The organism is Trinickia mobilis, from assembly GCF_017315705.1.
In the GTDB taxonomy this organism is placed as follows: domain Bacteria; phylum Pseudomonadota; class Gammaproteobacteria; order Burkholderiales; family Burkholderiaceae; genus Trinickia_A; species Trinickia_A mobilis.
The window spans coordinates 138,619-158,906 of sequence record NZ_JAFLRF010000008.1; the positions used below are offsets into that span (position 1 = coordinate 138,619).

Annotated in this window: 20 protein-coding genes; 8 read left to right on the forward strand and 12 right to left on the reverse strand. The window is 64.8% G+C overall.

Going from position 1 to position 20,288, the window contains the following annotated elements; all coding sequences use genetic code 11:
* Positions 1-59 precede the first annotated feature (59 nt).
* From scpB to J3489_RS13570, 3 genes are all read right to left on the reverse strand, one after another.
* On the reverse strand, positions 60-1,052 hold the full coding sequence (gene scpB / locus J3489_RS13560) for an SMC-Scp complex subunit ScpB (protein ID WP_206998807.1): 993 nt from the start codon (positions 1,050-1,052) through the stop codon (positions 60-62).
* A 239-nt stretch (positions 1,053-1,291) separates the two neighbouring features.
* Positions 1,292-2,503 carry a pyridoxal phosphate-dependent aminotransferase gene (locus J3489_RS13565; RefSeq protein WP_206998810.1) on the reverse strand — a complete coding sequence of 404 codons (1,212 nt, stop codon included), beginning with the start codon at positions 2,501-2,503 and terminating at the stop codon, positions 1,292-1,294.
* An 88-nt stretch (positions 2,504-2,591) separates the two neighbouring features.
* A complete protein-coding gene (locus J3489_RS13570; RefSeq protein WP_206998813.1) occupies positions 2,592-3,494 on the reverse strand; it encodes a LysR family transcriptional regulator in 903 nt (300 codons plus the stop codon).
* Between the two features lie 403 nt (positions 3,495-3,897).
* On the opposite strand from J3489_RS13570, the gene J3489_RS13575 reads away from it, so the two are divergent.
* Together J3489_RS13575 and J3489_RS13580 are read left to right on the forward strand one after the other, a co-directional pair.
* The gene (locus J3489_RS13575; RefSeq protein ID WP_136898231.1) at positions 3,898-4,299 is read left to right on the forward strand and encodes a transposase; all 402 of its coding nucleotides are present in this window, start codon (positions 3,898-3,900) and stop codon (positions 4,297-4,299) included.
* Between the two features lie 283 nt (positions 4,300-4,582).
* Entirely contained in the window at positions 4,583-4,834 is a 252-nt protein-coding gene (locus J3489_RS13580; RefSeq protein ID WP_206998816.1) for a hypothetical protein, read from the forward strand.
* Between the two features lie 208 nt (positions 4,835-5,042).
* Here J3489_RS13580 and J3489_RS13585 read toward each other — a convergent pair whose 3' ends face one another.
* Positions 5,043-5,360, reverse strand: coding sequence for a hypothetical protein (locus tag J3489_RS13585; RefSeq protein WP_206998819.1), 318 nt, complete (start codon positions 5,358-5,360; stop codon positions 5,043-5,045).
* 308 nt (positions 5,361-5,668) lie between these two features.
* On the opposite strand from J3489_RS13585, the gene J3489_RS13590 reads away from it, so the two are divergent.
* From J3489_RS13590 to J3489_RS13600, 3 genes are all read left to right on the forward strand, one after another.
* Complete coding sequence (locus J3489_RS13590) at positions 5,669-6,346, forward strand: YdcF family protein (protein ID WP_242540016.1); 678 nt, start codon at positions 5,669-5,671, stop codon at positions 6,344-6,346.
* Positions 6,347-6,646: 300 nt separating this feature from the next.
* Positions 6,647-6,889 carry a hypothetical protein gene (locus tag J3489_RS13595; protein WP_206998826.1) on the forward strand — a complete coding sequence of 81 codons (243 nt, stop codon included), beginning with the start codon at positions 6,647-6,649 and terminating at the stop codon, positions 6,887-6,889.
* 139 nt (positions 6,890-7,028) lie between these two features.
* Positions 7,029-7,286, forward strand: a complete 258-nt coding sequence (locus tag J3489_RS13600) for a DNA-binding protein (RefSeq protein WP_206998829.1) — start codon at positions 7,029-7,031, stop codon at positions 7,284-7,286.
* Between the two features lie 294 nt (positions 7,287-7,580).
* Here J3489_RS13600 and bamC read toward each other — a convergent pair whose 3' ends face one another.
* Positions 7,581-8,825 (reverse strand): NlpB/DapX family lipoprotein, encoded by a 1,245-nt coding sequence (gene bamC, locus J3489_RS13605; RefSeq protein WP_206998831.1) that lies wholly within the window; start codon positions 8,823-8,825, stop codon positions 7,581-7,583.
* A 351-nt stretch (positions 8,826-9,176) separates the two neighbouring features.
* Here bamC and J3489_RS13610 point away from each other — a divergent pair, with 351 nt between their 5' ends.
* Positions 9,177-9,650 carry a DUF2844 domain-containing protein gene (locus J3489_RS13610; RefSeq protein ID WP_206999030.1) on the forward strand — a complete coding sequence of 158 codons (474 nt, stop codon included), beginning with the start codon at positions 9,177-9,179 and terminating at the stop codon, positions 9,648-9,650.
* A gap of 11 nt (positions 9,651-9,661) precedes the next feature.
* Complete coding sequence (locus tag J3489_RS13615) at positions 9,662-10,915, forward strand: DUF3443 domain-containing protein (protein ID WP_206998833.1); 1,254 nt, start codon at positions 9,662-9,664, stop codon at positions 10,913-10,915.
* A 137-nt stretch (positions 10,916-11,052) separates the two neighbouring features.
* Here J3489_RS13615 and J3489_RS13620 read toward each other — a convergent pair whose 3' ends face one another.
* The 7 genes from J3489_RS13620 to J3489_RS13650 form a co-directional block, all read right to left on the reverse strand.
* Complete coding sequence (locus J3489_RS13620) at positions 11,053-11,289, reverse strand: hypothetical protein (protein WP_206998835.1); 237 nt, start codon at positions 11,287-11,289, stop codon at positions 11,053-11,055.
* 127 nt (positions 11,290-11,416) lie between these two features.
* On the reverse strand, positions 11,417-11,860 hold the full coding sequence (locus tag J3489_RS13625; protein ID WP_206998837.1) for a hypothetical protein: 444 nt from the start codon (positions 11,858-11,860) through the stop codon (positions 11,417-11,419).
* A 71-nt stretch (positions 11,861-11,931) separates the two neighbouring features.
* Complete coding sequence (gene hydA / locus J3489_RS13630; protein ID WP_206998838.1) at positions 11,932-13,383, reverse strand: dihydropyrimidinase; 1,452 nt, start codon at positions 13,381-13,383, stop codon at positions 11,932-11,934.
* A 104-nt stretch (positions 13,384-13,487) separates the two neighbouring features.
* A complete protein-coding gene (locus J3489_RS13635; protein WP_206998839.1) occupies positions 13,488-14,999 on the reverse strand; it encodes an NCS1 family nucleobase:cation symporter-1 in 1,512 nt (503 codons plus the stop codon).
* A 30-nt stretch (positions 15,000-15,029) separates the two neighbouring features.
* A complete protein-coding gene (preA, locus tag J3489_RS13640) occupies positions 15,030-16,328 on the reverse strand; it encodes an NAD-dependent dihydropyrimidine dehydrogenase subunit PreA (RefSeq protein ID WP_206998840.1) in 1,299 nt (432 codons plus the stop codon).
* Positions 16,329-16,416: 88 nt separating this feature from the next.
* Positions 16,417-17,781 (reverse strand): NAD(P)-dependent oxidoreductase, encoded by a 1,365-nt coding sequence (locus J3489_RS38485; RefSeq protein ID WP_206998841.1) that lies wholly within the window; start codon positions 17,779-17,781, stop codon positions 16,417-16,419.
* A 239-nt stretch (positions 17,782-18,020) separates the two neighbouring features.
* Positions 18,021-19,289: a Zn-dependent hydrolase gene (locus tag J3489_RS13650; RefSeq protein ID WP_206998842.1), complete on the reverse strand. Its 1,269-nt coding sequence runs from the start codon at positions 19,287-19,289 to the stop codon at positions 18,021-18,023.
* A 287-nt stretch (positions 19,290-19,576) separates the two neighbouring features.
* On the opposite strand from J3489_RS13650, the gene J3489_RS13655 reads away from it, so the two are divergent.
* Complete coding sequence (locus J3489_RS13655; RefSeq protein ID WP_206999031.1) at positions 19,577-20,284, forward strand: TetR/AcrR family transcriptional regulator; 708 nt, start codon at positions 19,577-19,579, stop codon at positions 20,282-20,284.
* Positions 20,285-20,288 lie beyond the last annotated feature (4 nt).

Below are 20,288 nucleotides of genomic sequence, written 5' to 3' on the forward strand. Positions count from 1 at the left end.
ACAACCTCAAGTGTCAGGTCGCGCGCGCCCATTGCGGGCGCGGCTGGTGTTCGGTCACGTCAAGCGCTGCGCGACGCGGCTTCGTCGTCGGTGAATACGCTTGCGTCCTGCGCGCCGTCACTCCGATCCTCGGGATCGTCGTGCGTCACACGCGTCGGGTTCGGCTCGAAGGCCCGCTCTGTTTCGTGGAGCGAGCTCGAGTCATGCGTCGGTCCTGCCAAATCGGCCGTCGCTCGATTTGCGCCATCTGCCTGCAGCTCGGTGCGCGCTGCGGCGCTCCCGGCTTGCAGTTCAACGTTTGCTTCTGCGTCGAGCGGTTCGCGCTCGGCGGTGATTTCGTCACGCTCGACCGGTGCGGCGGCGTTCGAATGTGCATCGGGTAAGTCGTGCGGGCCTTGCCCGGCTTCAGCGGCCGGCTCGCCGTCGCCATGAGCGGCGGCCGCCACGTCGGCTTCGCCGTTGACCACGGCAGGCGCGCTTGCCTCGCCGTCCGCAAACTCGATCGCGTGCTGCACCAGCAGATTCTCTTCGATCCCGGCAGCCGGATCGTCAAGCGCGGGCAACTCATCGAGCGCCTTCAAGCCGAGATCGTCGAGAAACTGCTTGGTCGTCGCGTAAAGCGCCGGACGGCCGGGCACGTCGCGGTGCCCGATCACTTCGATCCAGTTGCGGTCCTCGAGCTGCTTCACGACCTGCGTATTGACCGTGACGCCGCGAATTTCTTCGATATCGCCGCGCGTTACCGGCTGCCGATATGCCACGATCGCGAGCGTCTCGAGCACCGCGCGCGAATATTTCGGCGGCTTCTCGGGATGCAGGCGATCCAGATAGGACCGCATCGCAGGCTTGCTTTGAAAGCGCCAGCCGGACGCCAGTCCGACAAGCTCGACGCCGCGCCCCGACCAATCCAGCTGCAGGTCTTCGAGCAACGTGCGTACGGTATCTGCCGACACGCCGTCGGCAAAGAGCTTGCGCATATCACCGATTTTCAGCGGCTCCTGCGCGCAAATCAAAGCAGTCTCGAGGACGATCTTCGCCTCTTGGGTATTCATGCAGCTAGGCCAGACCCTGTGGTCACTGGACCGGATCAAACAGACGATATGGAACTGAAGACGCGCTCGCCCGATTTTGATCGGTCATATTGATGGGAGCACGGACCGGGGGGTGGCGAATCGTACCGCTATCAAGCCAAACCCAGCCGGACGGAGCAGCGAAATTCCGAGAAGGAACCGCGTGACTGAACGCAATCTTACGCAAAAATATTCGGTGCGTAAAGAACGGCGCCCGCGGTTCATCTCCTTGCAAGGAAGCGGCGTAATCGCTCGACACCTTGATCGAGACGCGCCGGATCGCACGCATAGCACCAGCGCACGAATCCCTCGCCTTCCGAGCCGAACGCGCTGCCGGGCGCCAATCCCAGGCCGACCTCGCGCACGAGAGCCTTGCAAAGATCGAGACTGTGCTCGGCGCCAGGCAGCGAGAAGAACAGGTACATCGCGCCAGGCGGCGCTTTTACGTCGATGCCCGGAATCTGCGCGAGCGCGCTCACGAGATGGTCGCGCGACGCCCGCAGGCTCGCGGCGAGCTCCGCCGCGAAACGCTCGCCCTCTTTCACCGCCACGACGCCGGCCTGCTGTACGAACGCCGGCGCGCATGACGTGTTGTATTCGACGAGCTTGGAGAGATCGTCCATGAGCACGCTGGGCGCCACGATCCAGCCGAGCCGCCAGCCGGTCATCAGCCAGGTCTTGGAAAATGAATTGACGCAAATCACACGTTCGTCGCGTCCGCCAAGATCGAGGAACGACGGTGCGCTGCGCGGCGTACCGCCGCCATCGGTATGCGTACCGCCGTAGTAAAGCCGTTCGTAGACCTCGTCCGCGACGATCCAGATGCCATGGCGGCGACAGTGCTCGAGCACGGCGCGCTGTTCATCGCGCGTCATCACCCAGCCGGTCGGGTTGTTCGGCGAGTTCAGCATCAGGAGCCGCGTATCGGGCGTCAGGGCGGCAAGCAGGCGTTCGACGTCGAGCGTCCAGCCCTGCCGGCCATACTCGAGCGACACGGTTTGAACGCCCGCGCCGAGGATCTTCGGAATCTCGACGAGATTCGGCCACAGCGGCGTCACGGCGACCACGCGGTCGCCCGCGCCGACGACCAACTGCGCCGCCAGCATCAAGGCATTGACGCCGGCACTCGTAACCGCGACCTGTTCCGGCGACGTCTGGCCATGCAGCGCACTCACGTACCCGGCAAGCGCCTCGCGCAGCGGCGCGATGCCGAGGTTGTGCGTATAGAACGTGGCGCCGGCGGCGAGCGCCTCGCTCGCCGCGTCGCGGATGAACTTGGGCGTCACCCGGTCCGATTCGCCGAACCAGAAAGGCAGCACGTCGGCCACGCCGAAACCGGCGTTCGCCACCTCTCGGATCTGGGAGGGGCGCAGCGCCCGCACGGCATCGCGCGCGTTAGGCGCGCCGTGGCGGATCTGATCTGTCTCGCTCATCGTGGGACGTCCTGTTGCAGGGAACATCGATACGAAAGTGTGCAGTGTAGCGCGCCGGACGAACGCATGCCTTAGCCCGGCGGGCCGCCTAGCCAAGATCCTCCGCCCGCACGGGGAGCTGCCGGATCAGGCCCCACACCGCCTCGGCCGCAGGCGAAAGCGAACGATCCCGGCGCCGCACGAGCTCGACCGTGCGCTCCGCGCGCGGCAAAAGCGGCCGCGCGACGAGCGACGTCTCGGCGGGCACCGGCAGCGCGAGCCAAGGCAGCACGGTCGCGCCGACGCCCGCCTCGACGAGCCCGAACACGGTCGCCGTGAGCCCGGGCTCCTGAACGATATTTGCGCTCACGTGATGCTCGGCCAGCACGGCGTCGATCAGCGGCCGGCTGCCGGACGCGTGATCGAGCATCACGAGCCGCAGCCCTTCGAGCGCGCTCCAGGAGACGTCGGCATGCGCGGAAAGCGGATGATCGGCCCGGGCGACGAAGCAGAACGAATCCGTCATCAACGTTTCGCTGATCAGGTCCTCCGCGCCATGCGGCCCAATGATGACCCCAAAATCGACCTCGCCCGATTTGACCTTGCGCACCACGTCGCTTTGCACGTCGTCGCGCAGACCGAGCGTGACGTACGGAAACTGCTTGCCGCACGTCGCGATGACTCGCGGCATCACCCGGCAAGCGACCGTCGGACTTGCCGCGACCACCACCCTGCCCCGCCGCTGCTCGCCGATCTCGCGAATTTCGCGCAGCGCCTCGTCGAGCTCACTCAACAGGCGCGACACGCTCGCAATCAGGTTCGTGCCGACATCGGTCAATTGCACTTCGCGCGTCGTGCGGTCAATCAGCTTAAGGCCGATCTCGTTTTCCAGCTCCCGCACGCAGCGGCTCACGGCGGACTGCGTGAGTCCGATCTCATCGCCCGCGCGGCTGAAGCTTTCCTGACGCGCGACCTCGATAAACACGCGCAACTGCCGCAAGGTGACATTCATTTGCCCGCCTCATCAATGTGTGCCGTCGATGCAATTCTATTGCCAACCCGTCGAACTGGAACGTCAGCAGTTGTTTCTTGCGGCGCAACAATCGGGCGCAGACGCACGTCTGGCGGGCCGACTGCACAAGATTGGTGATAGCCCTTATTTCCGCGATGGTCATTTTGGCGTCTTATACGCCCCTAGCTGACTTCCGTGTGGCCTTCTGCAAAGCGCCTTGGAGGCAGTCGCAAAGCAGATGGCACGCTTCGTGCGTTGATGGGCGCACCGGCCGGCGCCGCCCGCGGTTCGATGACTGATCGACCGCCGCGGTCTGCCTCGGCCCCTGGCACCCGGTTACGGGTGCATCGAGAGTGCGCGGCGCGGGGCAGCGCACCGGAGTTAGCTTCGCTGAGGTGAGGACATGATGCTGTTCGACGATTTGAGAGATAACGAGTGGGCGCTGGTCGAGGCGTTGTTCTGCGCGGAGCCTGCACGCAGCGAGCGGCGTGGGCGCCCGCGTGTGGAAGCCCGGGCAGTCGTGAATGCGGTGCTTTGGGTGCTGTCGACGGGTGAAGGCTGGTCGAAGCTGCCGGGGCGCTATCCGTCGCCGCCGACCTGCCGGCGCCGCTTCGACGAGTGGCAAGCCGACGGCACGCTCGCGGAGATCGTGAAGCGTCTTAGCACGAGCGGCCGCCAGATTTCGCTGCGCGGACGCATCGGCGCGACTGCCGTGAAGACACCGGCGCCGCCGAGCCGCGACCGCCTGCGCGGCGCCTTCTGGACCAATCCGGAATCCTGGCGCGCGCCCGTCAAGATGGCTTAAGTCGATTTGCAGCCGGGCGCGCACGGGCGCCCGGTTCGCGTCTGACGACCGCCGCGAAGAGACGCCGCAGCGATCGCCGCGACGTGCCGGCAACCCACCCGATACCCTTATCGCGCAAGCACTGTGCCGCCATCGCGCGGTCATGCGGCGAAGGCAGGGCACGTCAAATATTCGGCGCATGGCGAAACATCTATTTACCATTATTTACAACACGCTTTCGCACGCCCGCTTACTTTAGGAGTATGCGAACAAACCGCGCCGCGCGGTTTGACAGGAGCCACCCATGAAATCCATGTCACTGCTTCTGTGCGGTGTTGTGGTTTCACTGGCTACTGTTGCCGCACACGCGCAGCACGCTTCCCGCGACTGGAACCGCCAGCCAAATGGTGCGGCGATTCAGTCGCCGCAGCAGGACGATCCGCGCGGGCATCAAGTCACCCCGACCGTGCCGCGCGGCGATTTGCGCGGCGACATTGCCAGGGACGCCCGCTTGCGCGCCGAACCCTCCCGAGTCGAAAACCGCCGTCAACCGTGACGCGTTGCAAAAATAGCGGGAACCACCCGGCATAGTCGAAGTCCGAGTAATTGCCATGAGCACAGCGTGGCAGCAGCAAATATCCGGTAGCCCGTATCCTCGCGATACGGGCTTTTTTTTCGGACGACGCATTGACTGACGTCTAAGCGCACTGGACCAAGAAAGACAGTTGCTCGCGCAACGAGCTCAAGAGCAGGCCAAGCTTGCGCTACGAGCGCGCTTCCAGTGCGGTCGCGACGTAAGCCTCGCCTAGCGCGTAGTCCTGTGTGCGCTGCGATTCCCAGCTTAGCGCTCGCTCGTCGCGCGCGAGACGCGCAAATTCGGCACGGCCTTTGTCGGTCAGAACGGCTATGTCGACCGGCGCATGGAAACCGGGTGCAGGGGCGACCGTGCGCTGACGGACGGTATCCATCAAGCCGAGACCGCGTAGATATTCGAAGACACTTGGGCGCTTGGCCCATGGAACCTGCCGATATTGCACTCGCCTTAGCGCCTCGAGTACCGCTTCGTTGGAATACGTGGTCATCTCGATTCTTTCTTAAAGTGCAGCCATGACGCGGCTTCACACGGCGCAATGCCGCGCGGCCGATGATGCCCGGCTGCGTCGGACGAACCGGGGATAGTGAGCCCGGCAGGTTCGGCGCGACCGCCATTCCAAGGTACCACCTATAATTTCGAGCCCCCGTTCGAGCGCGCGTGAAGCGCTCATTTCATGCCGCTGCGATACGTCTTAAATCGACGTGATGACAGCTCCATAAATTGTCTCGAAACTGATACGTTACCCCAAGTCAATTGATCTTATTCACTTTATTCGCGTTTTTTTTCGCGGTTTTTCTGCTATGGCGCCGCGCGCGGCTTGCCGTGGCGATCGCGAGCATCGCGGTGTTCTGGCTACTTGCGGCGGGCTGGCTCGCAGCCCCCCTGCTCGATTGGGCGCAACGCGACGTCTCGCACGCGCCCCAGCCGGACTTCGGACCGCGCACCGCGCTCATCGTGCTAGGCGATGGAACCGAGCACAACGGCGACGGCAAGCTCGTTCCCAAGCACGACGCCATGTTCCGCATCGCCAAGGCGGCGGAGCTCTATTCCTCATGCAAACGCCACGAGGCCACTTGCAAAGTCATCGTAAGCGGCGGCAATCCGCAGCGGCACGAGACGAGCGAAGCGGATAATTACGCGCCTTATTTGTTGCGTCTTCATGTCTCGGGCGCTGACTTGTTGCTCGAAAACACCAGCCTCAATACCTACGAAAACGCGCGCAACGTCGCTCGAATGTTACGCGGCGAACGTTACGATTCGTTGATGCTCGTGACATCGGCGTATCAGATGCCCCGCGCCTTGCTCGACTTCGCCCGCTTCGGGCTTGCGCCGCAACCGGTCGTGTCGAACGCGCGGCATATCCGGCTTGGCGTGCTCCCCCGCTACAGCAACTTGGTCAATGCGGAAATCGCGCTGCACGAATTGATCGGGATTGCACAATTCCATGTCTATTGCGCGATCGGATGGTTCTAACAGCCGCAGGCGACTGCGACAAAAACATGCAGCACCGGCATTTGATTCGGAGTCCAACTTTATTTGACGCAACGTCTCAAGTACACGAACGACAGAACAGTCAGGCCCGCAACATGCTCACCTTGCTCGCGAGGCACGCATCTTCGAGCCTCGACTCACTTGTAACCAAATGTAACGATCCGTCACTTTTCTCATACACAATCTGTTGAAGTGCCGATAGGCCGCTAGAATGCAGTGTCCAGCCGGACAGGCCGTACATTTGGGTCCATTACCAACTAACCACCCTGCACGGAGGTATTCATGAAGAAAGTATCCCTGGCTATCTTGGTTTCTTTGTCTGCGTTGGCAGGCGCTGCGTACGCGCAAACCGACAATGGCGTTACGGAAAGCACGGACCCGGCAAAGGCTGCGGACATCGAGCAGCGCGCCCAGGCCCTGCAGTCGCAGCAGGAAGCGATGCCGCACGAAGAGATGAAGCAAAAGCCGATGATGAAACATCATCACAAGAAGCCGATGGCGAAAAAGGAAGGTGCGTCCAGCTAATAATCTCGCGCCCCTGGAAAGAAGCCGAAGCCGGTCACGCCGGCTTCGGCTTCTTTGTTTGCGGGCCGGTGCGCGCCGGTATGCTACAGTCGCGCACCAAACTTTCGCAACGCGTTCGCACCCCGGTGTGGAGGACAGAATGAGCAACATCCAGTTGGACATCGAATGGACCGAAGCCGCATCCCGGAAAATCGAAAAGCTGATGCCACGCGGCTCGCAGGAAGCGTTTCTCGCGTTGCCGCCGGTCGAATGCCTTCCGATGGAAGGCGATGTGCTGTTTCTCGGGCCTTCCGGCAAACAGCAGCCGTTCATCGTCGCGGAGCGGCAGTATCACCATGAAGGCGATGCCGACTGGACCATCATCCTGATTCTCGACGTCCCGCAAGCCGCGCATTGAGCGCCGGCCGCAGCACCGCGATACGCTAGAACGCAAGCGGCGCTCTCGAACCGCTGAAGCATTAACTTTTGCCTTCCGCTTAGATAGCGCAGCTTGCATGCCAAGCCAGCGCACCCATCTATCCCCTTGATTTTTTATGGATTTCCTTTTCGATCGGGTCCGGAAAAGCCATTTCGGGGCGCGAGGGGGCTGTCAGTGCGATTGGGGCGGCCCGGCGCGTAACATCATAAAAAACCCGCCTCGTTGCCGAGGCGGGCTTTCATCGAGCGCTGGATTCAGCGTGCTAGAGCACGATCAGCGCAACTGGTCGATCACGAGCGCCATGATTTCCTTCGCCGGATTCGACGAATCGATCTCGCCCTTGGCGTCCACGACCGCCACGCGCGTCTGGTTCGGCGTCACGGCACGAACGTTGAGCAGATACTGCTTCGCTTCCTTTTCCTTCCGGCCGTGGAAGACCTGGTTCCAGAAGCCCTGTTCGTCCGAGCTCTTGTCCTTCGGATCGACGTAGCGGATGAAGTACAGGCCACGGGTGCGATCGCGATCGTCGACGGTGAAGTTGCTGCGGTCGAGTGCGAGACCGACACGCAGCCATGCGCGGTCATACGGCTCGCTGAGCGTGAGTTCCGTCGACGTGTATTGGCCGCTCGCCGCAGCCGTGTCTGCCGGCGCAGGAGTCTTCGCCGCTAGCGCGACGTTTTGCGCGGCAATCGCCGCCACGCCCGTCTGCGCGCCTGCAGCGGCTGGCTTCGGAGCCACTTGCGGCGTTGCATCGATCGACGCCGTTTGCGTGCCGCTCGCCGGCAGATCCGCTGCCGCGGCGGTCAGGTCACCATGCGAATTCGCCCGTGCGAGCGCAGCCATCAGCCGCTTCAGGTATTCGGTTTCGAGCGCCGGATCGTTCGGCTTGGCTTGCCATTCGGTCTGGTCGTTGTTTACGCCGGAAAGCGCCTCGCGCAAGCCCTTCTGGCTGATGAACACGTAGGTGCCGCCGTCCGGCGCCGCCTCGAGGCGCGTACGGTACTTGTTGCGCTCGGCCGCCACATACGAGTTGCCCATTGCCTTCGTCAGCGTATTGCGGATCAGACCTTCGTTGATCGACGGACGCGTTTCGTTCCAGTCGGTTTCCATCACGTGCTTGTCGCGCTGGTCGACGACGAGCAGGAAGCCTTGCTCCTGCCAGAAGCGGCGCACTTGCGGCCAGACGTCGTCCGGCGACTTGCTGTCGACCACGAGCCAGCTCTCGGTGCCGTCGCGCTGGATGTGCATGCCGGCGACGGGCGGAATCACGGTGTCCGCCTTCGGCGCGACCTGCTGCGTCTGTTCGAGGCTGGAAAGCGAAGTCGCGCCGCCCTGCGGGGGCAGCGAACGCTGATCGGACGTTTCCTCAAGCATGTTGGGCGGAACCGCAAGCGACACTTGCTTCGACTTCGAATCGCTCTTGTAGTCGACCTTGGTAGGCGACGGCGAACTGCAGGCGACTAAGCCGCCGGCCAACAGCAGTGCTGCAAACCGCGAGGTAAAACGAAGATCAGTCATGTTCTGGGAATCCTTCCGCAACGCCACGGCGATATTTCCGTGGATCAACCGCGCATTTTACCGGTCCCGGGCGGACCTGTGCAAAAAGCGGCTTACCCGGGCGTACCGGGCAGTCGGCTGCTTGCCCTCGATATTTAACATTCCGCAACCATTTTAACGATCTCTCCGGACGTTCGAATGGCATTTCTCTGCCTTGCTGCGTAAGGCATGGAAGCGATTCGCGAGCAATTTTTTTGAGATTGCTCCACGCACATTCCTGGCTTAGGGGTCCTTCTAAACTCTGCCGGTGCTATCGTCCAAACGCAACTTTAACAATCAGACTTATCGAGAATTGGGGGGGACAGCCACATGATGAGCGCCACGTCCGCTCGCCCCGCCTGGCGAGCCGCGCTTGCCTTGTCCCTGACGGTTTGCGCCAGCGCAAACGCTCAGTTGGGCGGCGCGCGAGCGGCACCCGCCGCCACTTCCGCCGCCGGCATCTCCGCCCCCCGCGCTTTCGCGCAATCCGCCGGCGCCGAGCGCGCCTTGAGCGTCGCGACGACCGTCGACGACGGCGGCACGACGATCCGTGAATACGCCGCGGCTAATGGCCAGATCGTCGCCTATACGTGGAACGGGCCAACGATGCCCGACCTGCACAAGCTGCTCGGCGCGCGCTTCGAATCCTTCCAATCCGGCGCCGCGAATTCGCCGAACCGGCACGCGGGGCGCGTCGTGCAAGGGGACTTCGTCGTCGAGTCCGGCGGGCCAATGCGCAGCTATATCGGCCGCGCGTGGCTGCCCGGCGCATTGCCCGCCGGCGTCTCGATCGACGATCTGCGTTAGGGAGAGGCGCGATGCGTTCAAGAACGACACGATGGCTCGCGCTCGGCCTTTTCGTCTTCGGCGCGCTGGCGGGATGCGGCGGCGGCGGCGGGAGTGCCGCCTCGGCGGGGGGCGCCTCGTCACCGAGTCGGAACACGGGAGGCGCGAGCACCCCCAACCCGGCGGACACGACGGTCACGCCGTCGACCACGCCCAACGTTCAGCCGGTCGCCGTCGCCTCGACGCCGACCGGCACGCCCAACATGATGATGACCAGCGTGACCGTGTGCGTGCCGAACACGTCGCAATGCCAGACGATCGACAACATCCAGGTCGATACCGGTTCGTATGGCCTGCGGATTCTCGCGTCCGCGCTGACGTCGAACCTCGCCCTGCCCGCCGTGCCGTCCGGCAGCGGCGCCCCGGCAGCCGAATGCGCGGTGTTCGGCAGCGGCTTCACCTGGGGCGCGGTGCGCAGCGCCGACGTCCGGCTCGCGAGCGAGCTCGCCACCGCGATTCCGATCCAGGTGATCGCCGACCCGACCGTGCCGGCCGTCGCCGCCGATTGCGCGCAGACCGGCGCACCGATGCAGGACAGCACGAGCCTGCGCGCGAACGGCATCCTGGGCATCGGCCTCTTCAGCGCGGATTGCGGCAACGGCTGCGCGAGCTCGGCGCTGCCGCGCTGGTACTACGCGTGTCCGGCGAACGGCGCGTGCGTCGCGAGCGCGCAACCGGTCGCGCAGCAAGTCGTCAATCCGGTCAGCCAATTCGCCGCGGACAACAACGGCGTCGTCATCGACCTGCCCGCCGTCGCCGACCTGGGCGCGGCGTCGGTCAGCGGCTCGCTGATTTTCGGCATCGGCAGCCAGGGCAACAACGCGCTCGGCACTGCGACGGTGCTCCAGCCGAGCTCGGATTCGATCTACGTCACGAGCGTCGTGGCCGGCACGACTTTCGCACAGAGCTTTTTCGACACCGGCTCGAACGGCCTCTTTTTTTCGAACGCGTCGCTCCCGCAGTGCAGCGGCTGGTATTGCCCCGCGACCGAACAGGCCTTCTCGGCCGCGTTCCACGGCACGAGCGGCAGCACGACGTCGGCCCAGTTCTCCGTCGCGAACACGAACACGCTGTTCGCGACCGGCAACGCGGCGTTCGACAACCTTGCCGGACCGACGGCGGACGTCGCCGACTGGGGGCTGCCGTTCTTCTATGGACGGCGCATCTTCACCGCGATCCAAGGGCAGCCGACACCCGCCGGGCTTGGCCCGTTCTACGCGCTCTAAGGGGGTGCGCGCCCGAGCGTCAGTCGAGGCGCGCGCTCAAATACGCGCTCACGACCATCTTGAACTCGGCGGCGGGTTCACGCCGTTCGCGCGCTTTCGCGTCGACGTACGCGCCGCGCGCTTGCCGCGGCGGCAAGTCAGCGTCCGCGTTCGCCGTGCGACAGGATGCGCACGAGCGCAACCGACTTGGCCGCCTCCTCCGCTTCCTGCGCCGTGTCGAACACGCCGTTCGTCACGTGGACGGCGTGCCAGCCGGGCTCGTCGGTGGCGTCGCAGAAAATCCGGAACCGGGCGGCAAATCCGTGCGGCGCGGCGGGAATCACCTCGATGTCGACGGACGCGCCTTCGATTTGATGCCTCACAAATCCGTCCATCTCCGCCTCCGTGGGTCACTGTCGCTGATTGAAAATCGTAGCACTGTGGCGGCAGGACGGTATTGGACCGGTCCGGCCGGCCCCTCTCGGACCAACGGACCCGCCAACGGCAAGCGCGACGGCAGATTTACTGGCTGTCGGAATCGTCCGGCGCGACCCAAGCGGACGGAGCGAGCCAGGTGAACGACGCCAGTTTTTCGCCCTTGAAGAGGCATTCGGCGGCCGTCGGCGTCTTGACTTTCTTCGGTTTGGCCGATGCGGATGCGCTTGCCGGCGCCGGCGCAGCGCTTGAAGCGGACTCCGCCGCAGCCGGCGCCTCAAGAGGCGCCGACGCCGCCAGCGCCGCCGAAGCGGCCGCAGGCGTGCTCTCGATCGTCCCCTCGACGACGACACGTGCTCCCTTGATCGCCACCCCCGCATGCGAGATGGAGAGCTTGCCGTCCGGAAATTTCTCGGCGGCCATGCTGCGCATTTGCTGTTCGCAGGCGCTGGGGTTCGTGTACAGCGCGCAGCCCGCGATCACGACGGGCGCGACGCTCAGGCACGCGAGCAGCGAAATCCGAGTCTTCATTGATATTCCGTGTTTTAGGGCGGCGGTCATTGTAGCGTAGCGACGGCCGCCCTTCGCATCGGAAATCGATCTCAACGCGCGACGGGTTCCACCTCCTTGAGCCGGTTGGCGACACGCACCGCGTCGAAGTAGGCGGGGTTCGGCGGCCGCTTCAAGTAGCGCCCCGCCCCGCGCTGCGCACGCAGATCGCCGTTCGCCCAGGCCAGATGACCGCGCGTAATCGTATGCGTCGCGACGCCCTTGACCGTCATCCCTTCGAACACGTTGAAATCCACATTCTGGTGATGGGTTGCGGCCGAGATCGTCTTCGACGCCTCGGGGTCCCAGACGACCAGGTCGGCGTCGGCGCCCACGGCGACCGCGCCTTTCCTCGGATACAGATTGAAGATCTGCGCAGCGTTCGTCGACGTGACGCGCACGAACTCGTTCGGCGTCAGGCGCCCCGTGTTCACGCCGTTGTGCCAGAGCACCGACATGCGGTCTTCGACACCGCCGCAGCCGTTCGGGATCTTCGTGAAGTCCTCGCGGCCCATCGCCTTCTGCGAGGCGCAGAACACGCAGTGATCGGTGGCCGTCGTATGCAAGTGACCCGCTTGCAGCCCGTGCCACAGCGCGTCGCGATGCTGCTGCGTGCGAAACGGCGGGCTCATCACGTGAGCGGCCGCGCGTCCCCAGTCGGTATCGCGATACACCGATTCGTCGATCACGAGATGGCCCGCCAGCACTTCGCCGAACACACGCTGTCCTTCGCTGCGCGCACGGATGATCGCGTCGAGCGCGTCTTTTGCCGACACGTGCACGATGTACACCGGCACGCCCAGCACCTGCGCGATGCGGATTGCCCGATTGGCCGCCTCGCCCTCCACTTCAGGCGGCCGCGACAGCGGATGCGCTTCCGGGCCGGTAAAGCCGCGCGCAAGCAGTTCGCGCTGCAGACGGAACACGAGCTCGCCGTTTTCCGCGTGCACGGTCGGCAGCGCGCCCAGTTCGAGCGAGCGCATGAAGCTGTTCACGAGCACTTCGTCGTCGGCCATGATCGCGTTCTTGTAGGCCATGAAATGCTTGAAGCTCGACACGCCATGCTCGTGCACGAGCGTCCCCATGTCGCGATGGACCGACTCGTCCCACCACGTGACCGCGACGTGAAATCCGTAGTCCGCCGCCGCTTTTTCCGCCCAGCCGCGCCATGCTTCGAATGCACTCATGAGCGGCTGCTTCGGACTCGGGATCACGAAGTCGATGATGCTCGTCGTGCCGCCCGAAAGCCCCGCCGCGGTGCCGGTGTAAAAGTCGTCGCTCGCGGTCGTGCCCATGAAGGGCAATTCCATGTGCGTATGCGGATCGATGCCGCCCGGCATCACGTACTGGCCGCCCGCATCGATCACGGTCGCGCCCGCCGGCGCGTCGAGATTCGCGCCGATCTGCGCGATGGTGCCGCCCGACGCGCTGTCGTTGCACAGCACGTCGGCTCGATAGGTTTCGTTGGCGTCGATCACCGTACCGCCGCGTATCAAGATTGCCATGCTGCTGTCTCCTTCGTTGAATTCTCAATCGATGCGCGCGGTGCGCAGCGCCGCTTGCGCCGTGCCTCCACGCGCAGCGCGCGCCATGCCCATGCCGTCGCCGGCTATGCGCTCGCCACGCGCGGACTCGCGCTCTTGCCGAGCTTCATCCACACGCCGTAGACGAGCGCCGCGAGCACGAGGCCGACGAACCACGCATACGTGTAGAGACTCTTGAACGCATCGGGCACGTTCGGGAACGCCGCGGGAAATGCCGTGTTCAGGAAGCCCGGCAGATTCGGCAGCACGCCGACCACGAGCGCGACGACCGCCGCGAGATGCCAGCCGCCCGTGTACGCGTATTCGCCGTTTTCGTCGAACAGTTCCGCGTGATCGAGCTTCGTGCCGCGCACGAGGAAGTAGTCGACCATCATGATTCCGGCCACCGGCCCGAGCAGCGCCGAGTAGCCGACGAGCCACGTGAAGATGTAGCCCTGCGTCGTCGCGAGGATCTTCCACGGCATCATCACGATCGCGATCGTCGCGGTGATGAGGCCGCCCGTCTTGTACGAGATGCCCTTCGGCCACAGGCTCGAAAAGTCGTACGCGGGGCCGACGAGGTTCGCCGCCAGGTTGCAGCACATCGTGTCGAGCGTGAGGATGATGAGCGCGATGCCGACACCGATGCCCGTCATGCGGCTCGTCAGGTCGATCGGGTCCCAGATCGCCTTGCCGTAGATCACGACGGTCGCCGACGTCACCACGACCGAAATCACCGACAGCAAGGCCATCGGCAGCGGCAAGCCAATGGCCTGCCCAACCATCTGGTCGCGCTGGGTTTTCGCAAAGCGCGTGAAGTCGGGGATGTTGAGCGCGAGCGTCGCCCAGAAGCCGACCATCGCCGTGAGGCTCGGCCAGAACGTTGCCCAGAACTGGCCCGCCTTCTTGCCGCCTGCGACGAACTGCGAAGGCGTGGACAGCATCGAGCCCAAGCCGCCCGCCTTCGACGTCGCCCACCCGACGAGCACGATGCACATCACGACCTTGATCGGCGCGGACCAGCTTTCGAGCCAGCGGATCGAATCGGTGCCGTTGACGATGAAGTAGATCTGAATGCCCCAGAAGAACAGGAAACACGCGGCCTGTCCCGCCGAAATGCCGATCACGGCGAGCGGGGCGCCTTGCAGAGCGTTGCCGGTGAGGATGTTCAAGAGCGTATAGATCGCGCTGCCGCCGAGCCACGTCTGAATGCCGTACCAGCCGCACGCGACGATCGCGCGCAACAGCGCGGGCAGCTTCGCGCCTTGCGTGCCGAACGACGAGCGCACGAGCACCGCGTACGGAATGCCGTGCTTCGCACCCGCATGGCCGATCAGGAGCATCGGCACGAGCACGATCATGTTGCCGAGCAGCACGGTCGCCACCGCCTGCCACGGCGACATGCCCTGCTCGGTCAAACCCGCCGCGAGCATGTACGACGCGATGTTCATCACCATGCCGACCCACAGCGCGGCGAAGTGATACCACTTCCAGGTGCGCTGCGCGCGGCCGGTCGGCGCGAGGTCGTCGTTGTAGAGCGTGCTCTCCGATACGCCTGCTTGCATCAGCGTCTCGCTGGTTCCTGCGGATTGGTTCATTGAAAGTTCTCCAATCGTTGCAATCTTCGTTCAAGCCGCTTTCGCGGGCACGTTGGTCTCGTCTTGCTGCGTCACGCGTGAAGGGTTGTTCGGATGCGTCGTCCAGTTCGAATACGCACCGCTGTCGACGCGCTCCATCGTGATGCATTGCTCGACCGGGCACACATGCATGCATAAATTGCACCCGACGCAGTTCTCGTCGACCACCTCGAAGTGACGCACGCCGTCCTTCTCGCGCGTGATCGCCTGATGCGACGTGTCCTCGCACGCGATATGGCACAGGCCGCATTGAATGCAGCGGTCCTGGTCGATGCGCGCCTTGATGTCGTATTGCATGTTCAGGTATTTCCAGTCCGTGACGTTCGGCACGGCCCGGCCGCGGATGTCGTCGAGCGTCGCGTAGCCCTTTTCGTCCATCCAGTTCGAGAGGCCGTCGGCGAGGTCCGACACGATGCGAAAGCCGTAATGCATCGCCGCCGTGCACACCTGCACGCTGCCGGCGCCGAGCACGATGAATTCGGCGGCGTCGCGCCACGTCGAGATGCCGCCGATGCCGGAGATCGGCAGACCGGGCGTTTCTGCGTCGCGCGCGATCTCGGCGACCATGTGCAGCGCGATCGGCTTCACGGCCGGTCCGCAATAGCCGCCGTGCGCGCCCTTGCCGTCGACGGTCGGCATCGGCGCCATCTGGTCGAGATCGACCGCGACGATCGAGTTGATCGTGTTGATCAGCGAAACGCCGTCGGCGCCGCCTTTGTACGCGGCGCGCGCGCCGAGGCGGATGTCGGTGATGTTCGGCGTGAGCTTCACGAGGCACGGCAGGCGCGTGCCCTCCTTCACCCAGCGCGTGACCATCTCGACGTATTCGGGCACCTGGCCCACCGCCGAGCCCATGCCCCGCTCGCTCATGCCATGCGGGCAGCCGAAGTTCAGCTCGACTGCGTCGGCGCCCGTGTCTTCGACGAGCGGCAGAATCCATTTCCAGTCGCGCTCGTTGCACGGCACCATCAGCGAGACGATCAACGCACGGTCGGGCCAGTCGCGTTTCACTTGCGCAATCTCGCGCAGGTTCACGTCGAGCGGGCGGTCGGTGATCAGCTCGATGTTGTTCAAGCCTGCGATGCGCTGGCCGTTCCATTGCACCGCGCCGTAGCGCGAGCTGACGTTGACGACGTGCGGATCGAGCCCGAGCGTCTTCCACACGACGCCGCCCCAGCCCGCTTCGAACGCGCGGTTGACGTTATAGGCTTTGTCGGTGGGCGGCGCGGAAGCGAGCCAGAAGGGGTTCGGCGAAGTGATGCCGGCAATCGTGCAGCGAAGATCGGCCATGTTCGGCTCCCTGGAGTGTCTGTGTCGTTTGCGTGGCGCGCGGGCGTTATCGCTGCGCGCGCAGCGCTCTATTTGCCGCTCGATGCCGCTAGGCCGCGCGTGCCGCCGTGCGCGCGAACGCACGGCCGATCGACGCCGCGGCGAGCTTGCCGTCCTGCACCGCCTGCACGGTCAGGTCGAGGCCCGTCGCAGCGCAGTCGCCGCCGGCCCAGACGTCGCCGAGCGACGTGCGGCACTCGTCGTCGACCGCGATGCGCGCGCCGTCGAGCGTCAGGATCTCGCGCTCGATGCCGCCCGCAACGAGCGTCTGTCCGATCGCCTTGAGCACCATGTCGGCCTCCACCGTGAAGCGTTCGCCCGTGCCTGCCAGACGGCCTTGCGAGTCTTCCTTCGTCCGTTCGAATTCGACGCCCGTGACGGTTTGACCGTCGCCGAGCACGCGCACCGGACGGGCATTGAGGACGAGCGATACGCCTTGCGTCTGCGCGAATTCGCGCTCGGCCCACGTCGCGCTCATCGCCTCGACGCCGCGCCGGTACGCCATCGTCACGCTCTGCGCGCCGAGCTTCTTGCTCTGCACGGCGGCGTCGACCGCGGTATTGCCGCCGCCGATTACGACCACGCGCCGGCCGACGGGCAACGTCGCGAGATCGTCGGACTGGCGCAGCCGTGCGATGAAGTCCACCGCGTCGAGCACGCCGCCGAGCGCTTCGCCTTCGGCACCGAGCGCTTTCACGCCCGCCATCCCCACCGCGAGAAACACCGCGTCGTGCTGCTGGCGCAACTCGGCAAGGCTCACATCGCGGCCCAGAGCAACACCCGTGCGCAACTCGATGCCGCCGACCGACAAGAGCCACTCGACCTCGCGCTGAGCGAATTCGTCGACGGTCTTGTAGGCCGCGATGCCGTACTCGTTGAGGCCGCCGGCTTTTTCACGCGCGTCGAAGAGCGTCACGCGATGCCCCGCCACGGCGAGACGATGCGCGCACGCGAGCCCCGCCGGCCCCGCCCCGACCACCGCGACACGGCGCCCGGTCTCCGCCGCGCGCGAAAACAGCGCCTCGCCGCGCGCCATCGCCCAGTCGGTCGCGTGCCGCTGCAACGCGCCGATCGCAACCGGCTTGCCGTCCTGATGGTTGCGCACACAAGCCCCTTCGCAAAGGATCTCGGTCGGGCACACGCGAGCGCACATCCCGCCGAGCGGATTCGCCGACAAGATGTCGAGCGCGGCGCCCTTCAAGTTGCCGTGGCCGATCTTGCGAATGAAGCTCGGGATATCGATTTGCGTCGGACAGGCGTTCACGCACGGCGCGTCGTAGCAGTAGTGGCAACGGCTGGCGGCAACGGCGGCGGCGCCCGCGTCGAGCAGCGGCGCGATGTCGGCAAACTGGCACGCCAGTTGTTCAGCGTCGAGGCGGCCGGCGGCGATATCGCCGGTTTCCTTCGTGGTCATGCGCGCTCCTACACAGGAAAGAGGACGAACGGTGCCCGCCGGCTTCGCACGCGCGAAGCCGGAACCCAAGGCGGGCACAACTTTTTGAATACGCCTGAAACTGTCGATCCGAAGTCGGCGCTTCAGCGCCTGCTTCGGTCCCATGCAAAGCTAGCGGCCAATTCGATCGATGCACAGTTGGCCGCCGAACCCCGGCGGCCAAAACGGCGACACGTCGACACGTCGACACGGCAGCGTGGTCATGAAACCGGCTCGCTCGCACGCTCGAGCATCGCGTGCAGCAACACGTTCGCGCCGGCCTCGATCCATTCGAGCGTCGCGTCCTCGATCTCGTTGTGGCTGATGCCGTCGACACACGGCACGAACACCATCGACGTCGGCGCGACCTGCGACAGATAGCAGGCGTCGTGTCCCGCGCCCGAGACGATGTCCCGGTTCGGATAGCCGAAGCGCTCGGCGGCGCGGCGCACCGAACTCACGCATGCCCGGTCGAACGCGACCGGCGCGTAATAGAAGATCTGATCGAGCTGGGTTTCGAGGCCGATTGTGTCGGCGATGCGCGCGACGCCCTTGCGCAACTCGGCGTCCATTTGCGCGAGCACTGCATCGTCGGGATGGCGGAAATCGACCGTGAAGAACACGCGCCCGGGAATCACGTTGCGCGAGTTCGGATGCACCTGCATCATGCCGACCGTCGCGCACGCGAACGGCGCGTGATCGAGCCCGATGCGGTTCACGAGATCGACGACTCGCGCTGCACCCAGGAGCGCGTCGCGGCGGCGCGGCATCGGCGTCGGGCCCGCATGCGCCTCTTGGCCCGTCAGCACGATTTCGTACCAGCGCTGGCCTTGCGCATCCGTCACCACGCCGATCGTCTTGTGCTCGGCTTCGAGAATCGGGCCTTGCTCGATGTGCAGCTCGAACGCCGCGTGAATCGGACGGCCGCCGCACGGCACGTCGCCCGCGTAACCGATGCGCTGCAGTTCCTCGCCGATGGTCTTGCCGTCGACGTCCTTGCGCGAGAGCCCATACTCGAGCGTGAAGACGCCTGCGAACACGCCCGAGGCCACCATTGCCGGCGCAAAACGCGAACCCTCTTCATTGGTCCAGATCACGACCTCGACCGGGTGCTCGGTTTCGATGCCGTGATCGTTGAGGCTGCGGATCACCTCGAGGCCGCCGAGCACGCCGTAGATGCCGTCGAAACGGCCGCCCGTCGGCTGCGAATCGGCGTGCGAGCCGGTCATCACCGGCGCCGCGGCGGCATTGCGGCCGGCACGCCGCATGAACACGTTGCCCATCTGATCGACCGTGACCGTGCAGCCGGCCTCCTTGGCCCAGTTCGCGATCAGGTCGCGCCCTTCGCGATCGAGATCGGTCAGCGCAAGCCGGCAGACGCCGCCTTTCTTCGTCGCGCCGATCTTCGCCATCGTCATCAGGCTGTCCCACAGGCGCTGGCCGTTCACCTTGACCAACGCGTCCACGCCTTGCTCCGTTACTGCGCTCATCTGACCTTCTCCTCATCGTTTTGGGGCGCCTTGCCCATCGCCGGTGCATCGCTTCGTCGCTGCGGCCAGCGACGGATTCCCCGCCTCTCCAATCCTGTCCGATTGGACAGGTTGTAGACCATTAATGTCGAGATTTCAATGGGTTCTAACCCAGCGAAAAGCGTGCCATTGCGCTGCAGCAAAGCGTGCTCGCCAAGTCGCGGGCCCAGTGCGCCAGGCCCGCGCCGCTCGCGAGATTGCGACTACAATGAGGCGCGACGCGGCAGGCAAGCCGAACGAGGCCGATGATGAAGAGCGATGAAACGCGTGCAGTCGACCACGAACACGAAGAGACCACGAAACCGATGCGGCGCCGCAAGGCGCACATCCGTCACACGAATGAAGCGCACTTGCTGGCCTGCGCGGAGGCGGTCTTCGCCGAACGCGGGCTCGAAGGCGCGAGCACTGCGATGATCGCAGAACGCGCCGGCCTGCCGAAGGCCAACCTGCACTACTACTTCCCGACCAAGCTCGATCTCTATCGCCGCGTGCTCGACGACGTGTTCGAGGAATGGCATCGCGCCGCCGATACGTTCGAGTGCAGCGACGACCCGGTGGAAGCGATCGGCGGCTACGTGCGCGCGAAGATGGCGCTGTCGCGGCGGCGGCCGCTCGGATCGAAGGTGTGGGCGAGCGAAATCATTCAAGGCGCGACGCACATGCAGGACATCCTGTCCGAGCGCGTCAAGCCGTGGACGGAATCGCGCGTCGTCGTGGTCAACGATTGGGTTGCTCGCGGTCTTTTAGCGCCGATCGATGCGCGCGCGCTGCTCTACATGATCTGGGCCGTCACGCAGCACTACGCCGATTTCGATGCGCAGATCCAGGCGTTATCGGGCAAGCGCGCGTTGTCGAAGAGGGCGTTCGATGCGGCGACGGAAGAAGTCGTCGCGCTCATCATTCGCGCATGCGGGGCGAAGTCGCCGGATGCGCAGTCCCGAGCCGACGATACTTAACCCC